Source organism: Cetobacterium sp. ZWU0022, assembly GCF_000800875.1.
GTDB lineage: Bacteria > Fusobacteriota > Fusobacteriia > Fusobacteriales > Fusobacteriaceae > Cetobacterium_A.
Map to the genome: position 1 here is coordinate 106,260 of NZ_JRJZ01000042.1, position 22,770 is coordinate 129,029.

Sequence of the window (22,770 nt, forward strand, 5' to 3'; positions counted from 1 at the left end):
CTCCTTTTTTAGAATAATATATCTGCAATATTTTGATCCAACTCTATTACTTTTGAATTTTCAGATTTTTTTTCAATTTCGTGTTTTAATATTTTATTTTCGGTATATTTATCAATAACTAACTCTGTAATCTTGTTGTTTATACCTATTTTATTTTTCTCAGACTCAAACTTCTTTATAACCTCATATAACTCCGAATAATTTCTCCTAATCGTTGCATATTGACTATCTGATATCATCAAATCTCTTTCTTCATATTTCCATAAAGTAAAAATTGCTTTTTGAAGATAATCTTTCACTTTAAACTCTTGAGCTATCTGATAAAATCTATACCAATCCTTTGCTGTATAAGATTCTATATCAAATTCTTCTCGTTCAAATTTATTTTCATCTTCTGCATTTATTTTCTCTTCACTCTCTTTAGTACTTTCTACATCTTCTTTTACCAATGAGAACTCTTGTGAATAAATATCATTCATTAATCCTTCATAAAAATCTTCTATTTTCTCTAAACTCATAGTTGTTAAAGGTAGTTTCAATTTTAAACGAGTTATAATATTGCTAAAATCTCTATCTTTAAGAGATTTTAAAACTCCTCTTTTCTTACCTTCTAAATACATCTCTTTAAAATCATTTCCATTAAAGGTTTTTAATAACTCTGTTAAATTATCCTTATATTCCAAAAACTTATCTTTATCTGCCCATCTACTTAAAAGATTTTGTTTGTTAGTTTCAACTAATTTATCTGCCTTTTTTTCGTCTACCATATGTATTTCTAAATTTATATTTTGCTCATCATCTTTTGTTATTTCAGTTTCTTTTGGAGTCAAATCTTTTATCTCTTTTGATATTGATGACTTTACTTCTTTCAAGCTGAAATTTAAATTCTCTACCTCTTGATATAACGAATCTCTCTCTTTAGATAATTTTTCTTTCTCCAACTTTTCCAACTCTAGCTTTTCTAACTCTTTTTTCAGTTTCAATTCGTAATTACTTGTCAAATCTTTTACTTTTAACTCTTCTACTTTTAATTTATCCGATAACTCTTTTATCTCCTCTGACATTGATAGTTTTACTTCTTTCAACTTACTATTAAAACTCTCTATTTCTTGAATTAATGAATCCCTCTCTCTAGCTAATCTCTCTTTTTCCTGATTTTCTTTAGTTCTTACCTCTCTTAAATACAACAACTCTTTTTCTACTTTATTCAGCAAATCAACTATTGAATTCTCTTTCTTTAAATTCATTTTAGTATTATTTACACCATATTTCTTCACTTCAAATTTTGTTATAACTTCACGTAATTCAAAATAATTTTTTAAAATTACACCATACTGGCTATCAGATATTTTTAAATTTGTTGCTTTATATCTCCATAATACGAATAAATCTTTTACAATATTTTCTTTTACTTTTAATGCTTTAGCTATTTCATACAGTTTATACCAGTCATCTTTCGTATAAGATTTTATATTCCACTCTTCCATTTTAACTTGCTCTTCATTTATAATAAGCGAATTCAATTTTGATTGAGTTGTTTGTATTTCATTTTTTTGTTTGTCCAATTCTATTTTTAATTTTTTATCTAATTCTGTTGTTTCTTTTAACAATTTATCTTTTATTCTTAACTCTTCTAAATTTTTAATTTCTAATTTTTTTCTCAAATCTTCACTTTTAATTAATTTCTGGTTTAAATTCTTTAATTCTTCAGATAATGAATCTTTCTGCTTAGATAATATTTCTTTTTCTTGGTTATTGATAGCTTTGACTCTTCTTAAATCTATCAATTCTTTTTCTATTTTAGTAAACATAATAAGTTTATTTCTTAAAACCTCTGACTCTTTCAACACATTAATTTTCTTTAGTTTTTCTTGCTCTAGCTTTTCTAACTCTTTTTTCAATTTTAATTCATAGCTAGCAGTCAAATCTTTTATCTTTAACTCTTCTAATTTTAACTTCTCTAGTAACTCTAACAGCTCTTCCTGCTTTGCTTCTTTCAAATTATAATTTAAATTTTTTAACTCTTCTAATTTTGTTAACTTATCTTTTAAACTTAATATTTCTTTTGATAGATTTTCTTTAGCTGACTTTTCTAAAAGTAAACTCTTTTGGAGGTCTACTTTCTGTCTTTCAAAATTTTTTTGAATCTCTTTAGTTTTTATATATAATTCATTTTTTTCTTTCTCTATGCTTTCAATCTTTAGTTTAAATTTTTCTGTTTCTTCTGAAAAATATTTAGAATACTCATTTTGAAGTTCTAAAATCTTTTTTTCTAATTTTTCTTCTTCTAATTTCAATTTTGCTTTAAGACGTTTTTGATATTCATCAGAATAAGCAGCTTCTAGTTTTGGAAATTCTGCTTTTAAAACTGATATCTCTTTTTCAAACTCTACTTTTTCATTTTTTAATTCTTTAACCAAATCCATTTCAACAATGATTTTATTCGTATACTCATCTTTTAAATTTTCATTTCTTTTTCTTTCTTCAATTAAACTCTTTTCTAATTCCTTATTTTTTTGAAGAGAAATAATATTTGTTTTTAAAAGTTCATTATAAAGAAATTCCTTTTCTATTAAATCCATTTTTAAACGTTCTATTTCTCTCTCTAACTCTTCATCTTTAAATATACTTTTAATTTTATTTAACATAACCTCTCCTAAAATAAACTATCCAAAGTTTCTCTTAACACTTCTAAATTTTCATCATTATTAAAGTAACTTACTGAAAACCTAAGTGTTCCTCCATCCTGAGTTCCTATATGATGATGAGCAAGCGGTGCACAATGCATCCCTCTCCTTGTTATAATCTCGTTGTCATTCATAATCTCTTCTAACTCTTGAGGTGAGTAATCAAAAGCAGTTATCGATAAAACTCCTATATTATTCTCTTTTTCTGAGTATATTTTTATATCATATGAATACTCCTCTAAAAGATCATATAAATTTTTGAAATTATTCTCTTTTTTTGATCTTATATTTTCTATTCCTATCTCTATCAATTCATCTGTTGCTATTTTAAGTCCTATCATCCCTAAAATATTTGGACTTCCAGCTTCAAATCTTTCAGGTAACTCCTCTGGCATTTCTTCATCTTCAGATTTAACTCCTGTTCCACCATATAGTAGAGGATTTAGAGAAATTTTTTTATTATAGATATATCCTCCTATTCCTGAAGGACCATATAAATTTTTATGACCTGCAAATATTATAAAATCTGCCAATCCAGAAATCTCAGAAAAATCTAAAACACCTCCTGTTTGACTTGCATCTAAAACTGTAATTGCATTATAAATTTTTCCAGCCTCAAAAATATCACGAACAGGTAAAATGTTTCCAAAAACATTGGAAGCATGATTAAGTATAATCAAATCTGGTTTTTGAGACATAAATTGTAATTTCATATCTTCAATATCTAATTCAAATTTTTTAAATTTTAAAATTTTTAATTCTATATTTTTTTCTTTTGATATTTTTTTTATAGCTCTATAAACTGAGTTGTGTTCGAAAGGTGAAATATAAATTGTTTTTATATTGTTATAATTTAGTCCGAATATTATCTCATTACATGAAAATGTTGATGAAGAATTTAATATAACTTCATTTTTTGTTGAGAATATTTTTTTTATGTTATCTATTAAATTTTCCTTTATAACTCTGGCATTTCTACTTTTATCTGAATTATTTCTACTAAAATTAATCCCTACTTCTCTATATAGTTTCATAGTTTCTTCATAAACACTACTAAATTTAGGATATGTTGTTGATGCATTATCATAATAAATCATCGTTTTCTCCTTCTCAATAAAAAAAGACTGATCCCAATAAAATCAGCCATTTTTATTAACTATTTAATTTCTTTCTGCGTAATTTTATTTTTATAAAATATTTTTACTATTATCCTAGCATATTTAGTATTTTTTAACTACTTGAAATTTTTTTATTTTTTTTTAAAAAAACTTCAAGAAGTCAAAAAAATGTTCTATTTTAGAAAAAACATTTTTATATATCTTTCATATTAATTTTATTAATTATAGTTAATAATCAAAATCAAATAAAAAAGTAGCTTAATTTTTCTTGACTAAAAAATTTCGATATGATATTATTACGCTAATAAATTTTTATAGGAGGCGAAAATATGTTAAGGACAACTTTAATAAGGAAATTTAATATTTTTTATATCAATTTAATAACAACCTTATTTTGTATGTCTAAAATATATTTATTTACTCGTCTTAAGAAAATTTTTATTTAATTAATTCTTAGTTTCAAGACGAATTTTTTATTATATTTATATTAATATAACAGACTTACACTTTTTAAGGTATGAGTCTGTTTTTTTATTTACTTTCAAAGGAGGGTTTATCTATGAAAAAGAAAATTATCAAATTATTATTTCTACCTTTATTTTTATTACAAACAAATACCTACGCTCAAGAAAAACTTTATGTTGGTACAGATGCCACTGAATTTCCACCTTTCGAATATATTGAAAATGGTGAAATCAAAGGATTTGATATCGATTTAATTAAAGAGATTGGAAAAATTTTGAATAAAGAAATCGTATTGAAAAACATACAATTTGATGGTCTTATTCCTGCTCTTCAAACTGGAAAATTAGATGCTATTATTGCTGGAATGACGGTTACAGCTGAAAGAGAAAAAAATATTAATTTTTCCAATCCCTACTACACATCAAAACAACTACTAATTGTAAATAAAAATAGTACTTTAAGTACTCTTGAAAGCTTAAAAGGGCATAAAGTTGGTGTGGTATTAGGATGTACTGGTGATGTTATTACTACTGAAATGGGCAACTCTATAACCCTTTATAGATACAATACAACTTCAGAATCTATAATGGCTTTAAATGCTAATAAAATAGATGCTGTAATTTTAGATTCTGAACCTGCTAAAAATTTTGTTAAAAATAATTCCAATTTAAAATATATTGATAACGAATTAGCAAAAGAGGACTACGCTATTGCTGTTGGAAAACAAAATCTGACTCTTGTAAAGAACATAAATACAGCTTTAGAAACTCTAAAATCAAATGGAACTTTTGAGAAATTAAATAAAAAATATTTTATAGAAAATTAATTCAGGAGGATATTATGTTCAAAAATGTAATTGTTAGAAAACCAAGTAAAACTATATGTGATGGTATTACCTCTTCTCCAGAGTTAGGAGCCCCAAACTATTCACTTGCTTTAAAGCAACATTCTGACTATATAAAAGCTTTAAAATCATGTGGAGTCAATGTAATTGAATTGGAAGCTTTAGAAAAATTTCCTGATTCTTGTTTTGTTGAAGATACTGCTGTTCTAACCAAAAAATGTGCAATTGTAAGTAATCCTGGTGCTAAATCTAGAAATAAAGAGATTCAATATATTATTCCTGCTCTTAAACAATTTTATTCAGATGAAAATATTGAATATATAAAATTTCCTGGAACATTAGAAGGTGGAGATGTTATGATGGTTGGAGATCACTTTTATATTGGAAAATCAGCAAGAACGAATAAAGAAGGAATTAATCAATTCATCTCTATATTAAATAGATATGGCTTATCTGGTTCTGAAGTTACTTTAGATGAAGTTTTACATTTAAAAACTGGTGTTAATTATATTGAAAATAATAATCTACTTGTTTCAGGAGAGTTTATAAATAAAAAAGAGTTTGAAAAGTTCAACAAAATTATTGTTGATATAAATGAAGCTTATGCTGCAAACTGTATATGGGTAAATGGAACAATCATAGTTCCTGAAGGTTATCCACAAATTGAAAAAGCTATTCAAAAGTTGAATTATAAAATTATCACTGTCGATACTTCTGAATTTAAAAAGATTGATGGTGGCCTTAGCTGTCTCTCTTTAAGATTTTAATTTCAACAAAAAAAGATTGCACTAAATCTGCAATCTTTTTTTACTCTTTAGCTTTACATCTTCTTTTTTCTATATGCTGAGATTAAAGAAAGTACTGTTAAAATTAAAAATACTATTGTTATTGGTCTGGTCCAAAGAAAAGAATATGAACCTTCATACATTAAAATTGCCTTCCTTAAATTAGTTTCTAACATTGGACCTAATATAACTGCCAAAACAATTGGAGAACTTGGCATTTTTATTTTACCCATAATATATCCAATAATTCCAAAACCTAATGTTACAGCAACGTCAAAAAGACTATTATTCATTGAATATGAACCTACTGTTGACAATATTAAAATACTTGGTATCATTAATAATTTCGGAATTTCCACTATTCTGCTATAAAACTTAATTCCTCCTAATCCTACAAATAATAAAACAATATTTCCTAAGATCATCGCACTAAACAGCCCATAAACTATCTCAGGATTTTGTTCAAACAGTAGAGGTCCTGGTGTCAATCCTTGAACTATTAACGCTCCCAATAAAACTGCTGCTACTGCATCACCAGGAACCCCTAAGGTAAGCAAAGGAACTAGCGCTCCTCCTGTAACTCCGTTATTCCCAGCTTCTGGTGCCGATATTCCTATTAAGCTTCCTTCTCCAAATTTTTCATCTCTATTGCTTCGCTTAGCTTCATTATAACAAACAAAAGCAGCGATATCAGCTCCTGCACCAGGTATAGATCCTATAAAAGTTCCTAATACTCCCGACTTTATCATTGTTGGTAAAGATTTTTTTATCTCCTTAAATGACATGTAATTTCTATCCATTTTTATGTCACTTTTTATATGTTTTTCTTTTACTAAAATTTCTATTTGATTAAATACTTCTGCTACTGCAAATAATCCAATTAATACCGGTATAACAGATAGTCCATTTAATAAATCTACTATATTAAACGAATATCTTGGAAAACTTGTGATAGGATCCATTCCAATCGTTGAAATTAATAATCCTATAATTCCTGCTATAACCCCTTTCAAAAAATTATCAGAGGAGATGCTTGCAATTATCGTCAATCCAAATAATGCTAATGAAAAATATTCTGGCGCACTGAAACGTAATGCAAATTTTGCTAAATATGGTGAAATTGTTACTAATGCTAAACAACTTATCAATCCACCTACAACTGACGCTATTGTTGAAGCACTTAATGCTTTTGCTGCCTGCCCTTTTTTTACTAATGGATATCCATCTATACAGGTCGCAGCTGAAGCCGGTGTACCTGGAGTATTTAATAAAATAGCAGAAATCGAACCTCCATATATAGCTCCTATATATATCCCTACAAGCATTATCAATCCTGTTACTGCATTCATTCCAAAAGTAAATGGAAGAAGTATAGCAACTCCCATAGTTGCAGTTAAACCTGGAAGTGCTCCTATCACAACTCCGCCGGTAACTCCTGCTATAAGATAAAAAAGATTTCCTAGTTGAAGTGCTGTACTAAACCCCTCTAACAAATGATTAAACATAATTTCCTCCTATAAAATTCCCGTTGGTAATGATACATTAAATACTTTAGAAAATAAATAATAAATTCCAATCGTAAATATTACAGAAAACATTATATTTATAATTATTTTTTTTCTGTCTAAAACATTAATTACTCCTAAAGAAAAAATTATTGTTGATAACAAATATCCTATTCTTTGCATCAAAAATAAATATATTATACATAATCCCATTACAACAAATGTATTCTTATTATCTTTACAAAACTTGTAGTTGGCATTACTCTTAAAGCTCCTTATAAACATTATTAACGATAAAATTCCTAATACTATGCATACTACCTTCGGAAAAAATCCTGCTCCTAACCCATTATCTATCATAAATCCATTCTCAAAACTTCTTGCCAAGTGATAGCCTATCATACTTATAATTAAAAGAAATATTGAAAATATTTTTTCTATCATTACTGTACTTACTCCTTATTATTTAATTTATACTATCTATAATTTTATTTATAGTTACTGTATCTTCCTCAATAAAAGTTTTAAATTCTTCCGCATTTAAATATTTTATTCCAAAATTTGAGTTATCCATAAATTCTTTAAACTCTTCTGAATTTGAAGCAGTTTTAAATACTTGATTCAATTTTTCGATTATTTCTGGAGATGTCCCTTTAGGAACTGCCAAACCTCTCCAAGTTCCTGAAACTATATCGTAACCTTGTTCTTTCAAAGTAGATACTTCTTCTAAATTCTCCAACCTTTTATCAGCCATTATTCCAATTGGTTTTAATTGTCCACTTTTTATTTGTCCGATAGCCTCTCCTGGATTTACAATTGTCAAATCCGCATGATTCCCTAATACTGCGGGAATCGCTTCAGAAGCTCCATTATATGGAATATGATTTAACTTGATACCTTCTTCTACTTCGATAGCTAAAGCATAAAAGTTAGGTTTTGCTGTACTTGCAAATTTTATTTTTCCTGGATTTGCTTTTGCATCTTCTAATAAATCTTTAATTGAATTATACTTCGAATCTTTGTTTACTAATACAATTGCTGGATCCATATTTATCAAACTAACTAAATCAAAATCTTTATAAGATATTGGTGATAATTTCATTAATGGTAATGACACAATCTCTCTTGTTATCATAGTTACTGTGTAACCATCATTTTTTGACTTTGCCCCATAAGTCATTCCTACTGCTCCTGCTCCTCCTGTTCTATTTACTATAACAATCGATTTTCCTAATTCTTTTTCAGCTATACTTGATAATTTTCTCGCTACTGCATCTGTTCCTCCACCGGCACCAAAAGGTACTACTAAGTTTACATTTTTAGTTGGAAATTCTTTTCCAAACGTAAATATCGATGCTCCTAAAAATAAAATTGACCAAATTTTCTTTTTCATAATTCCCTCCTGAATTTTTCTCTAAAAAATACATCTTATGTAAGTTTATACATTTCTTTGTATAAAAATAAAACATCTTTTTATACAAAAAGGTTTCATATGTGAAACTTTTATAACTTTTTTATTTATCTTTTTATTTATTTATATATGTATATGCTTATTATTAAAAGATTTATAACATTTTTTTTGTTTCATATTTAGAACTTTATTTTCTTCTTATAAAAAAGGAGGTTAGAAAACTCTAACCTCCAAATATATTAACATAACGATTTTTTAGAATCCATTTTCGTAGCTAAATATAGGAATGGTGTATCCATAGCTGCTACTATCCATTTTAAAATATATGTACTTAAGAATATCTCAAACATAACTGAAACTGGGAATACTCCTATAAATGCAAATGTCGTAAATAAAATGTTATCTACTAACTGACTTATCATTGTACTTCCATTGTTTCTAATCCATAAATGGTTAGGGAATTTCTCTTTTAACTTTTTATATAGATAGATATCTATATTTTGTGAAATAGCGTAAGATACTAATCCAACTATCATAAATCTAGGGAACAATCCAAAAATAGATTTTAAATTACCAAATGTTTCCACTCCATCAACTTCTGGTGTAAACATAAGTGCAAAGTTTATCATTAAAGCTACAACTATATTTGTAAAGAATCCAATCCATATAGCTTTCTTCGCATCCTCTTCCCCATACTTCTCTGAAAGAATATCTGTAACAAGGAAAGCACTTGCATAAGGAATATTTCCTAAAGAAGCGTGCAATCCGAATAACTTAACTAAAATCATAACCTCAACATTGGCTATAAACATAGATATTGGAATCCAAACAAATAATCCAACTTTACCAAAACACTTATATGCTCCTAAAACTGTTATAAAACTTACTAATAATTTTATTGCCCATAATACTTCATTTCTTAATAATATATCTGCCATATTCATCTTAATACCCCTTTAACACGATCTCTGTATCTTTTATATTTTCTGGAAAAACTCTTTTGAAAAATAAGTTAAAGAACTCTTTTTCATCTACTTCAGTGTTTATAAATACATTTGGAACTCTTCTATAGAAATCTCCAATGTCTATTAAACTCTGACCCATAGCAGGTCCATCTTGGACACATTCTAAATGCGTCAAAACTCCCTTACATAACTCTGGTTTTATAAAATATGCCACTGCTAAAGGATCGTTTATAACACATCCTAAAGTTCTCTCTTGCATCCAGTGGAAATCCACATAAAATCCTGTTACATCATAGATAAACTGTGCTACATCATTTTTCATCTGTCTTAGATACTCTCTGTAATTCGGTGTTAAAACTATCTTTCTAGTTACATCTAGAGGTATTAGCTCTATCGCCTTATCAACATTTTCAAAAACTACGTTTACCGATTGAGGGTCAACCCAATAGTTAAACTCTGCCACTTGTGAACAGTTGCCATTCGTTCTAAAAGCTCCACCCATAGAAACTATTCTTTCAGCTTTTTTCAAAATGTTTTTCTCTCTCTCCACAGCCTTTGCCAAATTTGTCATTGGTCCTAAAGCTATAATCGATACATCATCACTATTCTTTAAAGTCTGAATTAAATAATCCACAGCTCCTAATTGTATAGCTCCTTCTGGAATCTCTATCATAGGTAAAACTTCACCTAATCCATCCTCTCCATGTGTATCTTGGGCTGTAACAAGCTCTCTTTTTAAAGGCTTATTATCTCCTAAATAGATTGGAATATCCACTCTATCCATCAGTTTTAAAACTTTGTAGGCATTTACTCCTCCAAGTTCCACTGGAACATTTCCAGCACAGATTGTAATTCCAACAACATCTAATTCTGGTGATTTTAGAGCTAAAATCAACGCTAACGAGTCATCAATTCCTGGATCACAATCAATAATTACTTTTTTCATAATCTCTCCCTTTCTGGGACCCATAAAACAAAAAAAGGGCAGAATAAACCTAGCCCTTCGCTGGTTTTTTTTACAGATGGATCTCCCAAACATCTTCTTTATTAAATTCGTTCGATAAAAATTATACCATTTTTTTTAGATTTTTACAATTTAATAATGAAATATTTAACTCCATTTACTACAATTGTTTCCTCTTTTTTCTTTCCAATTTTTTCAAACTTACTATGAGTGTATCTTCTTACAAGCTTAGCTGGATAATCTTTTGCTGTTTTCATTGAGATTAACTCGATAGTACTTAAAAGTTCAACTCTATCACTTGAAACTAAGTAATCATCTAATCCGTAAGAGAATAACACTCCTTTATAGTACCCATCAGGTTTTATCATTTTAAAATTAAAATTCTTTCCTGTTTGCTTAACTAGATATTGCCCTAAAGCAGATATTTTATTTTTCATTTTTTACCTCTTTTTCTATATTTCTTTTAACATTTTTTCACAAAACTTTTTTACTTTTAAAATCTCTTCAGATATTTCTAATTCGATATTTTTTATAGATTCATCTTCCTCTTTTAGATGAGTCAAAATAAAATACCCCAAGCCTTTATTTTGATATTTTGGTGTTATAAATAGCTTTTTTACTTTAAAATTCCCTTCACTATCTTTAGCCTCTAAAAATACAGCTCCTATTATCTCATTTTGCAAAACTAAAACTTTTCCAACTGTATTTTCAATAGACTTTTTAAATTCATTCAAACTCTCTTTTCTAGAGTAATTTCTAAATGCATTTCTATTTATATTAAAAAGTGCTTTAAAATCACTTTCAACATAATTTTTTACTTCAAACATTTTTCCTCCTTAATTATTACTATCTTGTAAAATTCTTTCTGGTTTTCCTAAATAATAACCCTGACCATAATTTATTCCGATCTCTCTTAAAAATTCATATTGCTCTTTTCCCTCTATTCCTTCAGCAACAACTTTAAGTTTTAAACTCTTTATCATTTTCGCTAGACCGATATAAACACTTCTTCCTTTATCTGAATCCTCACATATTGTAGATATTAGAGATCTATCAAATTTAACTACATCTATTGGTAATGTTGTCAATAATCCAACTGTTGAATACCCTGCTGTAAAATCATCAATTGATATATATACTCCTCTTTCATTTAGCTTTTTTAATTTTGAAACTACATCTTTAGTATCTGTTAAAAACATACTTTCTGTAATCTCTATTTCTAAATTTTTTCCATCTAAAGAGTATCTTTCTAAAATTTTGAAAATATAACTTACAACATCACTTCTTCTAAACGTCTCTGCTGACATATTAAATGACATTCTAAAATCCTCATCAACTTGTTTTTTTATCAAAAGTTTTTTAGTTTCTTTAACTGCGTGCTCAGCTATTTTATAATCTATCTTATAAATCATTCCAAGCTCTTCTGCAACAGGAATAAATTCAACTGGTGAAACTAAACCTAACTCTGAGTTTTTCCATCTAGTTAAAGCTTCTGCTCCTATCAATTTACCTGTATTCAAATCATATTTTCCTTGAAATACAGGATAAAACTCTCTATCAAAACCTTTTTTCAAAAGTATTTCCATTTTTTTTCTTCTTACATTTTTATTTATAAACTCTTCTGTCGCTTCTTCAAACCACTCTTTTTTCTCTCTTTTAGCAAAATACATCGCCATATCTGCATATTTAAAAGCTTCCATCATTGATATATTTTCTTTTTTATAATAATAACCCAAACTAAAAGATATATTATATCTCCTAAGCAAAAGAGAATCTATAAATAATTTTTTTAATTTTTTCAACTTTAAATCAATATCTTCTATACAAGTTGAAAAAACATAAAACTCATCTCCTGAGATTCTAAATGTATGCTCTTCATTAAAAACTCTTCTTAAACACTCTCCAACTTCTATTAAAATCTTATCTCCATAATCATGTCCATATGTATCGTTTAATATCTTAAAATTATTCAAATCCAAAAGAATAGCACACCCTTTTAAAGTCTGATTCTTTTTACAAAATTGATTGTACACTCTTCTACTATAAAGCCCTGTCAACTCATCTCTAAGTAGTTCCTTATTTTTTTTCTTATGCTTAAATATTTTTAGAGTTTGATGCATTGCTAAGACAATTAAAAATATACAACTAATAGCTATTAAAGCTATTAAATTTTTATGAACTCTTTTTTCATAGATTTCAATTTTTTTTCTAGTAATCTCAGAATCTTGCATAAATTCATCCATATTGACAAACTCATTTATAGCTTTATTTAATATATCTCTTAAAATAATATTATCTTTACTTAACACAATATTCATTGGCACAACATCTAAAACTTTTATACTATATTTAGATATATCATAGCTACCAGCATTTATAGAAAGTATCGTATTTAGTTTTCTTTTTTTTAAATCTTGATTTATTTTTTCTTCATTATCATAAGGAATAATATCACTGTTTACAAAATATTCTCTAGCTATTTTCTCTTCAATAGAATCTTTTATTACTCCTATCTTTTTATTTTTTTTATTTTGAAGATTCAAATTGGTTATCTCGTATACATTCATATCTGACAGTTTATTTGTAAATAAAAATATTTTTTCTCGCTCTGGAGTTTTAGAAAGAAGCATTACATCAATCTCTTTGGCTAGAAACTTTTGAGTCCATCCTCTCCAATTTGCTCTTCTTAAATCAACTCTTTCGATAACTTGAATACCCATTTTTTCTGAAATATAATTTATTATTCTTGGAGCTATTCCCACATATCTATTTTCTAAAGGTGAATACTCACTAATTTTTTCAATATTACCATAAGCCACTCTTAATACTGGTAACTCATTTAAATATTTTTTCTCCTCTTTTGTTAAAAGACTATTCAATCTACATTTAAATATCTTTTCTTTTCTTTTTTCAAACCAAGTTTTTATTATCAATCCATATTTTTCATCTAAAGCATTATCAACTATCTTTACTAGTTCATGGTGCTCTTTTATAAAACCTAAAGAAGCATTCGGCAATCTACCTATTTTTAATTTATTTTTTTCACCTATAGTATTCAAATCTGAATCTACATAAGAATATGGTCTATCATCTCCTATATCAGATATCGGAATATATTCTAAATGAATTTCATTTTTATCTATAAATCTTTCTAAAAATTTTTCATATATACTTTCTCTAGTCACATAGACTTTTAATCCATCTAAATCACCTATTGTATCTATCTTTTTATCTCTAGAAACAATTACTAAATTTTCTTCTATAATTCCTTGAGTGAATAAAGCATAGTTCTTTCTATCCTCTGACGGTGTTAAGTAACCTACTATATCTAAATCACCATTTTTAAATTTGCTATGATTTTCATCCCACTCTCTTTTTTCTAAAATTATATTTAAATCTAAATAATCTCTAAACATCTCTTCAATTATATCGTTTAAAGATATTCCATCAATTTTTTCTGATGCAAAATAGTTTTTTTGAACTATTCCCATCTTAAATGTTTTTTCTCTAATTTTTTCAAGATACTCTATTTCTTGTCTATTTTTCGGTATATATTTCTCTGTTGAAAACAACATACTAAAATTTATTAAGAAAATAATAAGTATTCTTATTCCTCTCATCCATCCCCCTAAATTGCACACATAAAAACAAATCTCTAATCATTTCCCATCAAATTCAATCATTTTTTTTCATAATAAAATAGTTTTCTATAAATTATAGCTCGAATTCCATTTTTTTTCTAGGAAAAATTGCTTTTTTTTTCGAATTTTTATTCTAATATATTCTAAGATTCACTTTTTTTTGTTTTTATTGGTTTTATATCAGTTTTTTAATTTCTAATATATAGTTTTTTATGGTTTTACCTTTCTTTTACCTTTTCTTTATTTTCTCTTTACATAAATAAAGTATAATCATTTTATAAAATAAACTATGGGGTGATTTAAATGATTAATAAAAAAATAATTGGTTCACTACTTTTTGCAGGACTTTTAGTTGGATGTGGAAGTTCTGAGAAACCTACTGCTACTAACAATAAAAGCAAAGAGATAACAGTTTATACAGCTTTAGAAAACGAGCAAATACCAGAATATTTAACATCTTTCAAAAAGCAATATCCTGATATAAAGTTAAATATCGTTAGAGAATCTACTGGTGTTATAGTCTCTAGAGTTTTAGCAGAGAAAAACAATCCTCAAGCTGACGTTATATGGGGAACTGCAGCAACTGGATTATTGGTTTTAGATGAAGCTAATCTTTTAAAAGCATACTCACCTAAAGATATAGAAAAAATAAACACAAAATTCAGAGACAACAGTGGAAAAGATCCTAAATGGGTTGGTAATAACGCTTGGATGACAGCAATCTCTGTAAATACTATAGAAATGAAAAAACTTGGAATAGAGGAACCTAAAAACTTCGCCGACCTTCTAAAACCTGAATATAGAGGATTAATCTCTATGCCAAATCCAGCTTCATCTGGAACTGGATTCTTAACTGTTTCTGCTTTAGTTCAACTTTTAGGAGAGGAACAAGCTTGGCAGTATATGGCTGACCTAGATAAAAACATGGGAGTTTATACTCATTCTGGTTCAAAACCTGCAAAAACAGCAGCTTCAGGAGAATATCCAATTGGAATCTCTTATGGATACCCTGGAATTAAAATTAAAAATGAAGGAGCACCTATAAATGTTTACTTCCCTTCAGAAGGATCAGGTTGGGATTCAGAAGCAAACGCTCTTATAAATAAAAAGGATATAAAAGATGAAGCAAAAATCTTCCTAGACTGGGCTATATCTGAAGAAGCAATGGCTATGTATGCTAAATCATATGCAATCGTTTCAAGAGAGATGGACGTTAAACCTCCAAAAGGTTTCCCTGAAAATCCAATATCTCAACTTATTGCAAATGACTTCTCTTGGGCTGCGGCTAACAAAGATCGTATTCTTTCGAATTGGGAAGCTAAGTTTGGTTCAAAAACAGAAAAAAACTAATACTTATTTGAACTAGCTACAGAGAAATCTGTAGCTTTTATTTTTTAACAAAATCTTAACCTTTGTTTTACTCGTGTTTTACTTGGTTTTAATTTGTTTTTAACTCTAATATAGTATTATAACTGTAGATGATGAAAGAGGGAGGAATTAATGAGTTATTTAAAAATAAAAAATATTGAAAAAACTTTCGGTAAATTCAAAGCATTAAACAATATAGATTTCGAAATAGAAAGAGGGGAGTTTATCTGTTTCTTAGGACCATCTGGTTGTGGTAAAACAACACTACTTAGAATAATTGCTGGTCTTGAAACTGTTGATAGCGGCGAGATTTTCTTAAAGGATGAGAACATCACAAAGAAACACCCATCAAAAAGAAATATGTCAATCGTATTCCAATCATATGCTCTTTTCCCTAACTTAACAGTTGGTGAAAATATAGCTTACGGAATGAAAAACAAAAAAATACCAAAAGATATAATTAGAAAAAAGGTAGATGAATCTCTTGAGCTTGTTGGTTTAAGAGGACAAGAAAACAAATATCCAAATGAACTTTCAGGGGGGCAACAACAAAGAGTAGCTCTTGCTAGAGCAATATCTTACTCGCCAGATATACTTCTACTAGATGAACCACTTTCAGCACTTGATGCTAAAGTTAGAGAAAAACTTAGAAATGATATAAAAGATCTTCAGAAAAAACTTGGAATCACAACTATTATGGTTACTCATGACCAAGAGGAAGCTCTTTCTATGTCAGATAGAATAATTGTTATGGATAATGCTAAGGTTGTTCAAGTTGGAACGCCTCAAGATATCTATGAAAAACCAGCTAATAACTTTATTGGGGATTTCATAGGAAAAGTTAATAAGTTTGAGATTAATGGAAAAAAAGTTATGGCAAGACCCGAGGATATCTCGTTAGCGGATGAGCATACTGAAAACTTCTTTATGGGAACATTGGAATCGTGGGAGTATATGGGGTCATACTACAGATTAAAAGTTAATAAAAAGAACTACATAATCGAAGTTGATATCTGTAGAAATAAAATTGCTCATATACCTTTAAAGAAAGACCAGCATATATTCCTTAAAGTTGAAAGAACTTTAGGAGGCGAAGTTGAATGGAGTTAGTTTTTAAAAAATCTGAAAAACTACTTTCTGAAAAAGTCAGAGATATAATTGTTTGGGCAATCGTAGCATTTTTCATTGTTACATTAGCCTTTCCTCTGATTACTTTAAGCATAAAAGCGACAGAGGATAATGCTGGAAACTTTATTGGATTACAAAACTTTGTGCAGTACCTTACTAGCCCAGGCGTAATGGCTTCATTCTTTAATACAGTTAAAATTGCTAGTTTAACTATGATTATAACTTTAGTTTTGGGATTTGGTTACTCTTACGGAATGGCTAGAAGTAATATAAAAGGAAAGACAATTCTAAGATTTCTAATCCTTCTACCTATATTTGCTCCGACTATGTTACATGGAATTTCACTTGTATATCTTTTCGGAAGAATGGGAGTTATTACAACTGGTTTCTTTGGAAACTTTCCAGCTATAGCAACTGATATAAATCTTTACGGTCCTACTGGAATCGTAATAAGTGAGGTAATCTATACTCTACCTCAAGCTTACTTGATTATATCAATGGCATTACAAAACAGTGACTACAGACTTTATGAAGCTGCGAAAACTCTTGGAACAAGTAAATTAAAACAGTTCTTCACTATAACTTTACCATCTTGTAAATATGCAGTGTTCTCTACTGCGACAGTTTCATTCATTCTTGCTTTCACAGATTTTGGAGCTCCAAAAGTTGTTGGTGGAAACTACAATGTTTTAGCTACAGATATCTATAAGCAAGTAATTGGACAACAAAACTTAGGAAGAGGAGCAGTTGTAAGTATACTTTTACTTATCCCAGCGGTGATATCTTTCTTCTTTGAAAAATCTTTAGAAAAAAAACAAAGAGATACCTTCAATGCAAAGTCGATGAACTACAGAATTGAAAGCTCTACTGGAAGAGATATCTTCTTCTACTGTTTCTGTTGGTTAATTGGTCTTAGTGTTTTAGGACTTTTCATCACAGCAGCAGTTGCATCTTTCGTTAAAATGTGGCCTTATAATTTTGAGCTTACATTGAACAACTATAAATTCTTTGACTTTAACGGTGGAGCTTTCCACTTCTATAAAAACTCGGTAACTATCGCACTGCTTTCAGCTCTATTTGGAACAGCTATAGCATACCTTGGAGCATATATCTGTTTAAAGACTGAGAGTTTAACTAAGCTAAGAAATGTTATCAAATTCTTTGCTATCGTACCTTTAGCTCTTCCCGGAATGGTTTTAGGTTTAGGTTATATCTTCTTCTTCAATATGGATTATATAAGAGTTCCACTACTTGGTTGGGTAGGTAACCCATTCAATAGTATCTACGGAACACTTTGGATTTTAGTTCTTGTAAACATTGTACACTTTTTCTCAGTTGCTTTTATGACAGCATCAACATCTTTGAAAAAGTTGGATAAAGAGTTTGAAATTGTATCTCTATCTATGGGTGTACCTTGGTATAAAACATTCTTCAATGTTACTCTACCACTTACTAAGCACACTATCGGTGAGATTTTTATATACTACTTCGTTAACTGTATGACTACAGTTTCAGCAGCAGTTTTCCTATACACATCAAAAACTACTCTTGCTTCTATAGCAATGGTAAACCTTGATGAAGTTGGAGATCAAGCTAAAGCAGCAGCAATGGGAATCCTAATTGTTGGGACGAACCTTTTAGTAAAAGCAATATATGAATTAATAAAAAAAAGATACTTTGGGAGGAATAAATAATGAAAAGAGAGATTAAAGCAGTTATATTTGATTGGGCAGGTACTACAGTAGACTATGGATGTTTCGCACCACTTGATGTTTTCGTTCAAGTATTTAAAGAAAATGGAATCGAAATCACTTATGAAGAAGCTAGAAAACCTATGGGAATGTTAAAAATAGATCACATTAAAGCATTATTAAAAATGGAGAGAATACATGCTTTATGGTTAAAGAAATTTAATAGAGAATACACAATGGATGATATCAACTCTTTATACGAAAGATTTGAAGAGGTTCTGTTCGCTTCTTTAGAAAACTTTGCTGAACCAGTTCCTGGAATGTTAGAACTTCAATCTGAATTAAGAGCTAGAAAAATTAAAATTGGAAGTACTACAGGATATACAAAAGAGATGTTAGATATCGTTGCTCCAAAAGCAAAAGAGTTTGGTTACTGTCCTGACTTTAGAATCACATCAACTGAGGTTCCTGCAGGGAGACCACATCCATATATGATTTTCCAAAACATGATAACTTTAGCAATTCCAAGTAGACACTCTGTTATAAAAATTGGAGATACTACTGTTGATATGAAAGAGGGAAAAAATGCTGGAGTTTGGGCTGTTGGAATCTTAAAAGGTGGAAGTGAGTTAGGTCTTTCTAAAGATGAAGTAGAATCTATGGATAGTACTGAATTAAAAAAATTGATGGATGCTGCTGCAAAAAGATTATACGCAGCTGGAGCTGACTATATTGTTGAAGAAGTTGGAGACTTACCACATATAATTGATGTTATAAACGCTAGAATGAACGCTGAAGAGGTTATCTAATGAATAAAATTACATCTGAAGGAGATATCAATACCTCTCAGAACCGTAAAAAGTGGCAAGAAAAAAATATAGACTTTGAAACTAATAATGTTCTTAGGGATGATGAAGATATTTTTCTTCATCAATCTCTTTCAACACCATGTTTAAATGTTTTAAAAAAATCAAAAGGAATATACTTAGAGGATATCTCTGGAAAAATATATATGGATTTTCATGGAAATAATGTCCACCAAGTTGGATTTGGAAATGAAGATGTAAAAAAAGCTATCATCAATGAGATGGAAACTCTTCCATTCTCGCCAAGAAGATATACGAATAACTCAGCTATAACTTTGGCTCAAAAGCTTGCTGATAAAACAAATGGTGTTTTAAATAAAGTTCTGTTCTCACCAGGTGCAACATCTTCTATCGGAATGGCTATGAAACTAGCAAGACTTGTAACTAAAAAAGATGGTTTCCTTTCTTTCTGGGACTCTTTTCATGGAGCATCTATTGATGCAATCTCTTTAGGTGGAACAGCACATTTTAGAAATGGTATCGGTGGACTTTTAGCTGGATGTGAGCATCTAGTTCCATATAACTCTTACAGACCCATGTTTGATGAGGATACTTTTTTAAACATCTTAGATTACACTTTAGAAAAGCATGGAGATATCGCAGCATTTTTTATGGAAACAATCAGAAATACAGAGGTAGAAATTCCTTCATACAAACTTATGAGAGGAATAAGAGATATCTGTTCTAAACACAATACTCTTTTAGTTTTAGATGAAACTGCTATAGCTATGGGTAGAACAGGAAAGTTCTTTGCCTTTGAACACTACGATATCGAGCCTGACATGGTTGTTATTGGAAAAGGACTTGGAGGAGGTATATTCCCAATCTCAGCTCTTTTGACAAAAGATGAGTTCAACATTGGACAATACACATCTTTAGGACACTACACTCATGAAAAATCATCAGTTGGATGTGCTGCTGCTAATGCCGCAATCGATTTTATTGATAGCAATAAGATTTTAGAAAAAACATCTGAGATGGAGAAATTCCTTTTAGAAAAATTAAACACGCTGAAAGATAGATATGAGATTATTGGTGATGTGAGAGCAATTGGATTGCTATTTGCAGTAGAGCTTGTTAGAGATAGAAGCACTAAAGAGAAAGCTGACTCTGAAGCCGATAGAATACTTTATAGTTGCCTTCACTCTGGGCTTAGCTTTAAAGTTTCTGGTGGAATTTTAACTCTATCACCACCACTTATTATAGAAAAACCTGAATTGGAAAAAGCTCTAGAGATTCTTGAAGAGAGCATAAAAATTGAAAATACAAAACTTTTTGGAGGAAATAACAATGAATAACAACAATTTAACAGATAGACCATACATCCTTTTAACACCAGGACCATTAACGACATCTTCTGGAGTTAGATCAGCTATGCTTAAAGACTGGTGTACTTGGGATAACGAATACAACTCTTTAGTTCAAGATATGAGAAAAAGAGTTTTAGATGTAGCTGAAGCTGGAGATGACTACACTATGATTCCTATGCAAGGAAGCGGAACTTTCTCTGTTGAGGCTGTTTTAACTTCAACTGTTGGAGATAATGAAAAGATTTTAATTCTTTCTAACGGTGCTTATGGAGACAGAATGAAAACTATCTGTGATGTAGCTAGAGTTAAAAATGCTATCTATAAAATTGAGCAAACTGAAACTTATGATTTAGCACACTTAGAGGCTATTTTAAAAGAGGATACAGAGATTACTCATGTTGCTGTTGTTCACTGTGAAACTACATCAGGAATCTTAAACCCAATTAAAGAGATTGGAGAGATTGTAAAAAAATACAACAAGACTTTCATCGTAGATGCTATGTCAAGTTTCGGTGGAATTCATTTTAATGTACCTGAGCACAAAATTGATTTCCTAATCAGTTCAGCTAACAAATGTATTCAAGGTGTTCCTGGGTTTGGATTTATCGTAGCTAAAAAATCTGAGCTATTAAAGTGTGAAGGAAAAGCTCGTTCTCACTCTTTAGATATCTTTGACCAATGGAAAGTTATGGAAAGTGGAAATGGAAAATGGAGATTCACTTCACCAACTCACGTTGTTAGAGCATTCTATCAAGCTCTATTAGAATTAGAGGCTGAAGGAGGAGTAAAAGCTAGAGAGGCAAGATATAAAGAGAACCAAGATAAACTTGTTAAAGGAATGGCTGATTTAGGATTTGATGCTATTATATCTTTAGACCAACAATCACCTATTATAACTACATTCTATGCTCCTAATCACCCTGAGTATAAGTTTGAAACTTTCTATTCAAAGCTAAAAGAGCACGGATTTGTTATCTACCCTGGTAAGTTAACTAAAGAGGAAAGCTTTAGAATTGGAAATATCGGAGAGGTTTACTCAACAGATATCGAAACTTTAATTGACTCTATCCAAAAATCTATGTTCTGGAGATAAGCTTATGCTGATGAATCAACGTAGACAACATATTTTAGAGGAATTAAATCAAAAGAATATCGTTTATGTAAAAGAGTTATCAGAAAAATACAGTGTCACTATGGAAACTATTCGAAAAGATTTAGAGGATATTGTAGCTGAAAATATGGATATACAAAAAGTTTATGGGGGAGCTATTAAAAGCTCCTCTGTAGATGAAAGTTACTCTATAAGAGAGGAGCTTTTCTCGACTGAGAAAGATCTGCTTGGAAAAAAAGCTGCTGATCTTATTCAAGATGGTGATTGTATCTTTTTAGATGCTGGAACTACTGTTACAAAACTTATTCCTCATTTAAAAACTAAAAAAAATCTAAAAATTGTAACTGTTTCTTTAGCAGCACTTATTGAGTTTACTAAAATTTTTAGTAACACAGAAAACACTCATAGAATTTTCTTTATGGGTGGAGAGGTAAAATTTAATCTTCTTTCAACTTCTGGAACAAAAGTTGCACTATCAATTGGAGATTATTTCTTCAATAAAGCTTTTTTAACTTTAGATGGTGTATCTCTTGAAAAAGGTATCACATCTCACAACTGTGATGAGGCACATGTGACAGCAGAAGTTTTAAAACACTGTTCTGAAAATATTTTTATGATTACAGAGGAAAAGTTTAACTCTACAAAGTTTTACAAAGTTTGTAATCTAGATTCTGTCGATACAATAATTGCTAGTAATCCCGAGCATGATTTTCTAAAGAAAATTTCTAAAAACTTTAATGTCAAAATCTATTAAATTTCTCAATAACTTTTACATAATTTGTAGAAGTTATTTTTTTATTATATTTAAAAAATAAAAAAAAGATGTATCTCTACATCTTAAAATTTTCTATTGGTGCGTCATACTGGGCTCGAACCAGTGACAACACGATTAAAAGTCGTGTGCTCTACCA

Annotated in this window: 19 protein-coding genes; 9 read left to right on the plus strand and 10 right to left on the minus strand. The window is 29.2% G+C overall.

What is annotated here, in order from left to right; genetic code table 11:
• Positions 1–8 precede the first annotated feature (8 nt).
• Complete coding sequence (locus tag L988_RS05020) at positions 9–2,648, minus strand: hypothetical protein (protein ID WP_047382197.1); 2,640 nt, start codon at positions 2,646–2,648, stop codon at positions 9–11.
• Between the two features lie 8 nt (positions 2,649–2,656).
• Complete coding sequence (locus L988_RS05025; protein ID WP_047382199.1) at positions 2,657–3,784, minus strand: aminotransferase class V-fold PLP-dependent enzyme; 1,128 nt, start codon at positions 3,782–3,784, stop codon at positions 2,657–2,659.
• 580 nt (positions 3,785–4,364) lie between these two features.
• Between L988_RS05025 and L988_RS05030 the strand changes: the two genes are divergently transcribed.
• Positions 4,365–5,096 carry a basic amino acid ABC transporter substrate-binding protein gene (locus L988_RS05030; protein WP_047382201.1) on the plus strand — a complete coding sequence of 244 codons (732 nt, stop codon included), beginning with the start codon at positions 4,365–4,367 and terminating at the stop codon, positions 5,094–5,096.
• Between the two features lie 14 nt (positions 5,097–5,110).
• Positions 5,111–5,881: a dimethylarginine dimethylaminohydrolase family protein gene (locus tag L988_RS05035; protein ID WP_047382204.1), complete on the plus strand. Its 771-nt coding sequence runs from the start codon at positions 5,111–5,113 to the stop codon at positions 5,879–5,881.
• Positions 5,882–5,934: 53 nt separating this feature from the next.
• Here the strand turns inward: L988_RS05035 and L988_RS05040 are convergent, their stop codons facing one another.
• The 8 genes from L988_RS05040 to L988_RS05075 form a co-directional block, all read right to left on the minus strand.
• Entirely contained in the window at positions 5,935–7,404 is a 1,470-nt protein-coding gene (locus L988_RS05040) for a tripartite tricarboxylate transporter permease (protein WP_047382207.1), read from the minus strand.
• 9 nt (positions 7,405–7,413) lie between these two features.
• Positions 7,414–7,848 (minus strand): tripartite tricarboxylate transporter TctB family protein, encoded by a 435-nt coding sequence (locus L988_RS05045; protein ID WP_047382210.1) that lies wholly within the window; start codon positions 7,846–7,848, stop codon positions 7,414–7,416.
• A gap of 22 nt (positions 7,849–7,870) precedes the next feature.
• Positions 7,871–8,797, minus strand: coding sequence for a tripartite tricarboxylate transporter substrate binding protein (locus tag L988_RS05050; RefSeq protein ID WP_047382212.1), 927 nt, complete (start codon positions 8,795–8,797; stop codon positions 7,871–7,873).
• A gap of 257 nt (positions 8,798–9,054) precedes the next feature.
• Positions 9,055–9,753, minus strand: a complete 699-nt coding sequence (locus tag L988_RS05055; RefSeq protein WP_047382274.1) for a queuosine precursor transporter — start codon at positions 9,751–9,753, stop codon at positions 9,055–9,057.
• 7 nt (positions 9,754–9,760) lie between these two features.
• Positions 9,761–10,726, minus strand: a complete 966-nt coding sequence (locus L988_RS05060; protein ID WP_047382215.1) for a nucleoside hydrolase — start codon at positions 10,724–10,726, stop codon at positions 9,761–9,763.
• 143 nt (positions 10,727–10,869) lie between these two features.
• Positions 10,870–11,181 (minus strand): hypothetical protein, encoded by a 312-nt coding sequence (locus L988_RS05065; protein ID WP_047382217.1) that lies wholly within the window; start codon positions 11,179–11,181, stop codon positions 10,870–10,872.
• A gap of 15 nt (positions 11,182–11,196) precedes the next feature.
• Positions 11,197–11,571 (minus strand): GNAT family N-acetyltransferase, encoded by a 375-nt coding sequence (locus L988_RS05070; RefSeq protein ID WP_047382218.1) that lies wholly within the window; start codon positions 11,569–11,571, stop codon positions 11,197–11,199.
• Positions 11,572–11,580: 9 nt separating this feature from the next.
• Positions 11,581–14,364 (minus strand): EAL domain-containing protein, encoded by a 2,784-nt coding sequence (locus L988_RS05075; protein WP_047382221.1) that lies wholly within the window; start codon positions 14,362–14,364, stop codon positions 11,581–11,583.
• A gap of 324 nt (positions 14,365–14,688) precedes the next feature.
• On the opposite strand from L988_RS05075, the gene L988_RS05080 reads away from it, so the two are divergent.
• From L988_RS05080 to L988_RS05110, 7 genes are all read left to right on the plus strand, one after another.
• Complete coding sequence (locus L988_RS05080) at positions 14,689–15,735, plus strand: putative 2-aminoethylphosphonate ABC transporter substrate-binding protein (protein WP_047382224.1); 1,047 nt, start codon at positions 14,689–14,691, stop codon at positions 15,733–15,735.
• Positions 15,736–15,885: 150 nt separating this feature from the next.
• Entirely contained in the window at positions 15,886–16,863 is a 978-nt protein-coding gene (locus L988_RS05085; protein WP_047382226.1) for an ABC transporter ATP-binding protein, read from the plus strand.
• Entirely contained in the window at positions 16,854–18,575 is a 1,722-nt protein-coding gene (locus tag L988_RS05090) for a putative 2-aminoethylphosphonate ABC transporter permease subunit (RefSeq protein WP_047382228.1), read from the plus strand. The genes L988_RS05085 and L988_RS05090 overlap by 10 nt, the downstream gene beginning before the upstream one ends.
• Positions 18,575–19,381 carry a phosphonoacetaldehyde hydrolase gene (phnX, locus tag L988_RS05095; protein WP_047382229.1) on the plus strand — a complete coding sequence of 269 codons (807 nt, stop codon included), beginning with the start codon at positions 18,575–18,577 and terminating at the stop codon, positions 19,379–19,381. Before L988_RS05090 ends, phnX begins: the two co-directional genes overlap by 1 nt.
• Positions 19,381–20,736 (plus strand): aspartate aminotransferase family protein, encoded by a 1,356-nt coding sequence (locus L988_RS05100; protein ID WP_047382231.1) that lies wholly within the window; start codon positions 19,381–19,383, stop codon positions 20,734–20,736. Before phnX ends, L988_RS05100 begins: the two co-directional genes overlap by 1 nt.
• Positions 20,729–21,841, plus strand: a complete 1,113-nt coding sequence (locus tag L988_RS05105; RefSeq protein ID WP_047382233.1) for a 2-aminoethylphosphonate--pyruvate transaminase — start codon at positions 20,729–20,731, stop codon at positions 21,839–21,841. The genes L988_RS05100 and L988_RS05105 overlap by 8 nt, the downstream gene beginning before the upstream one ends.
• Positions 21,842–21,845: 4 nt before the next feature.
• A complete protein-coding gene (locus L988_RS05110) occupies positions 21,846–22,613 on the plus strand; it encodes a DeoR/GlpR family DNA-binding transcription regulator (RefSeq protein ID WP_047382235.1) in 768 nt (255 codons plus the stop codon).
• Positions 22,614–22,770: the final 157 nt, after the last annotated feature.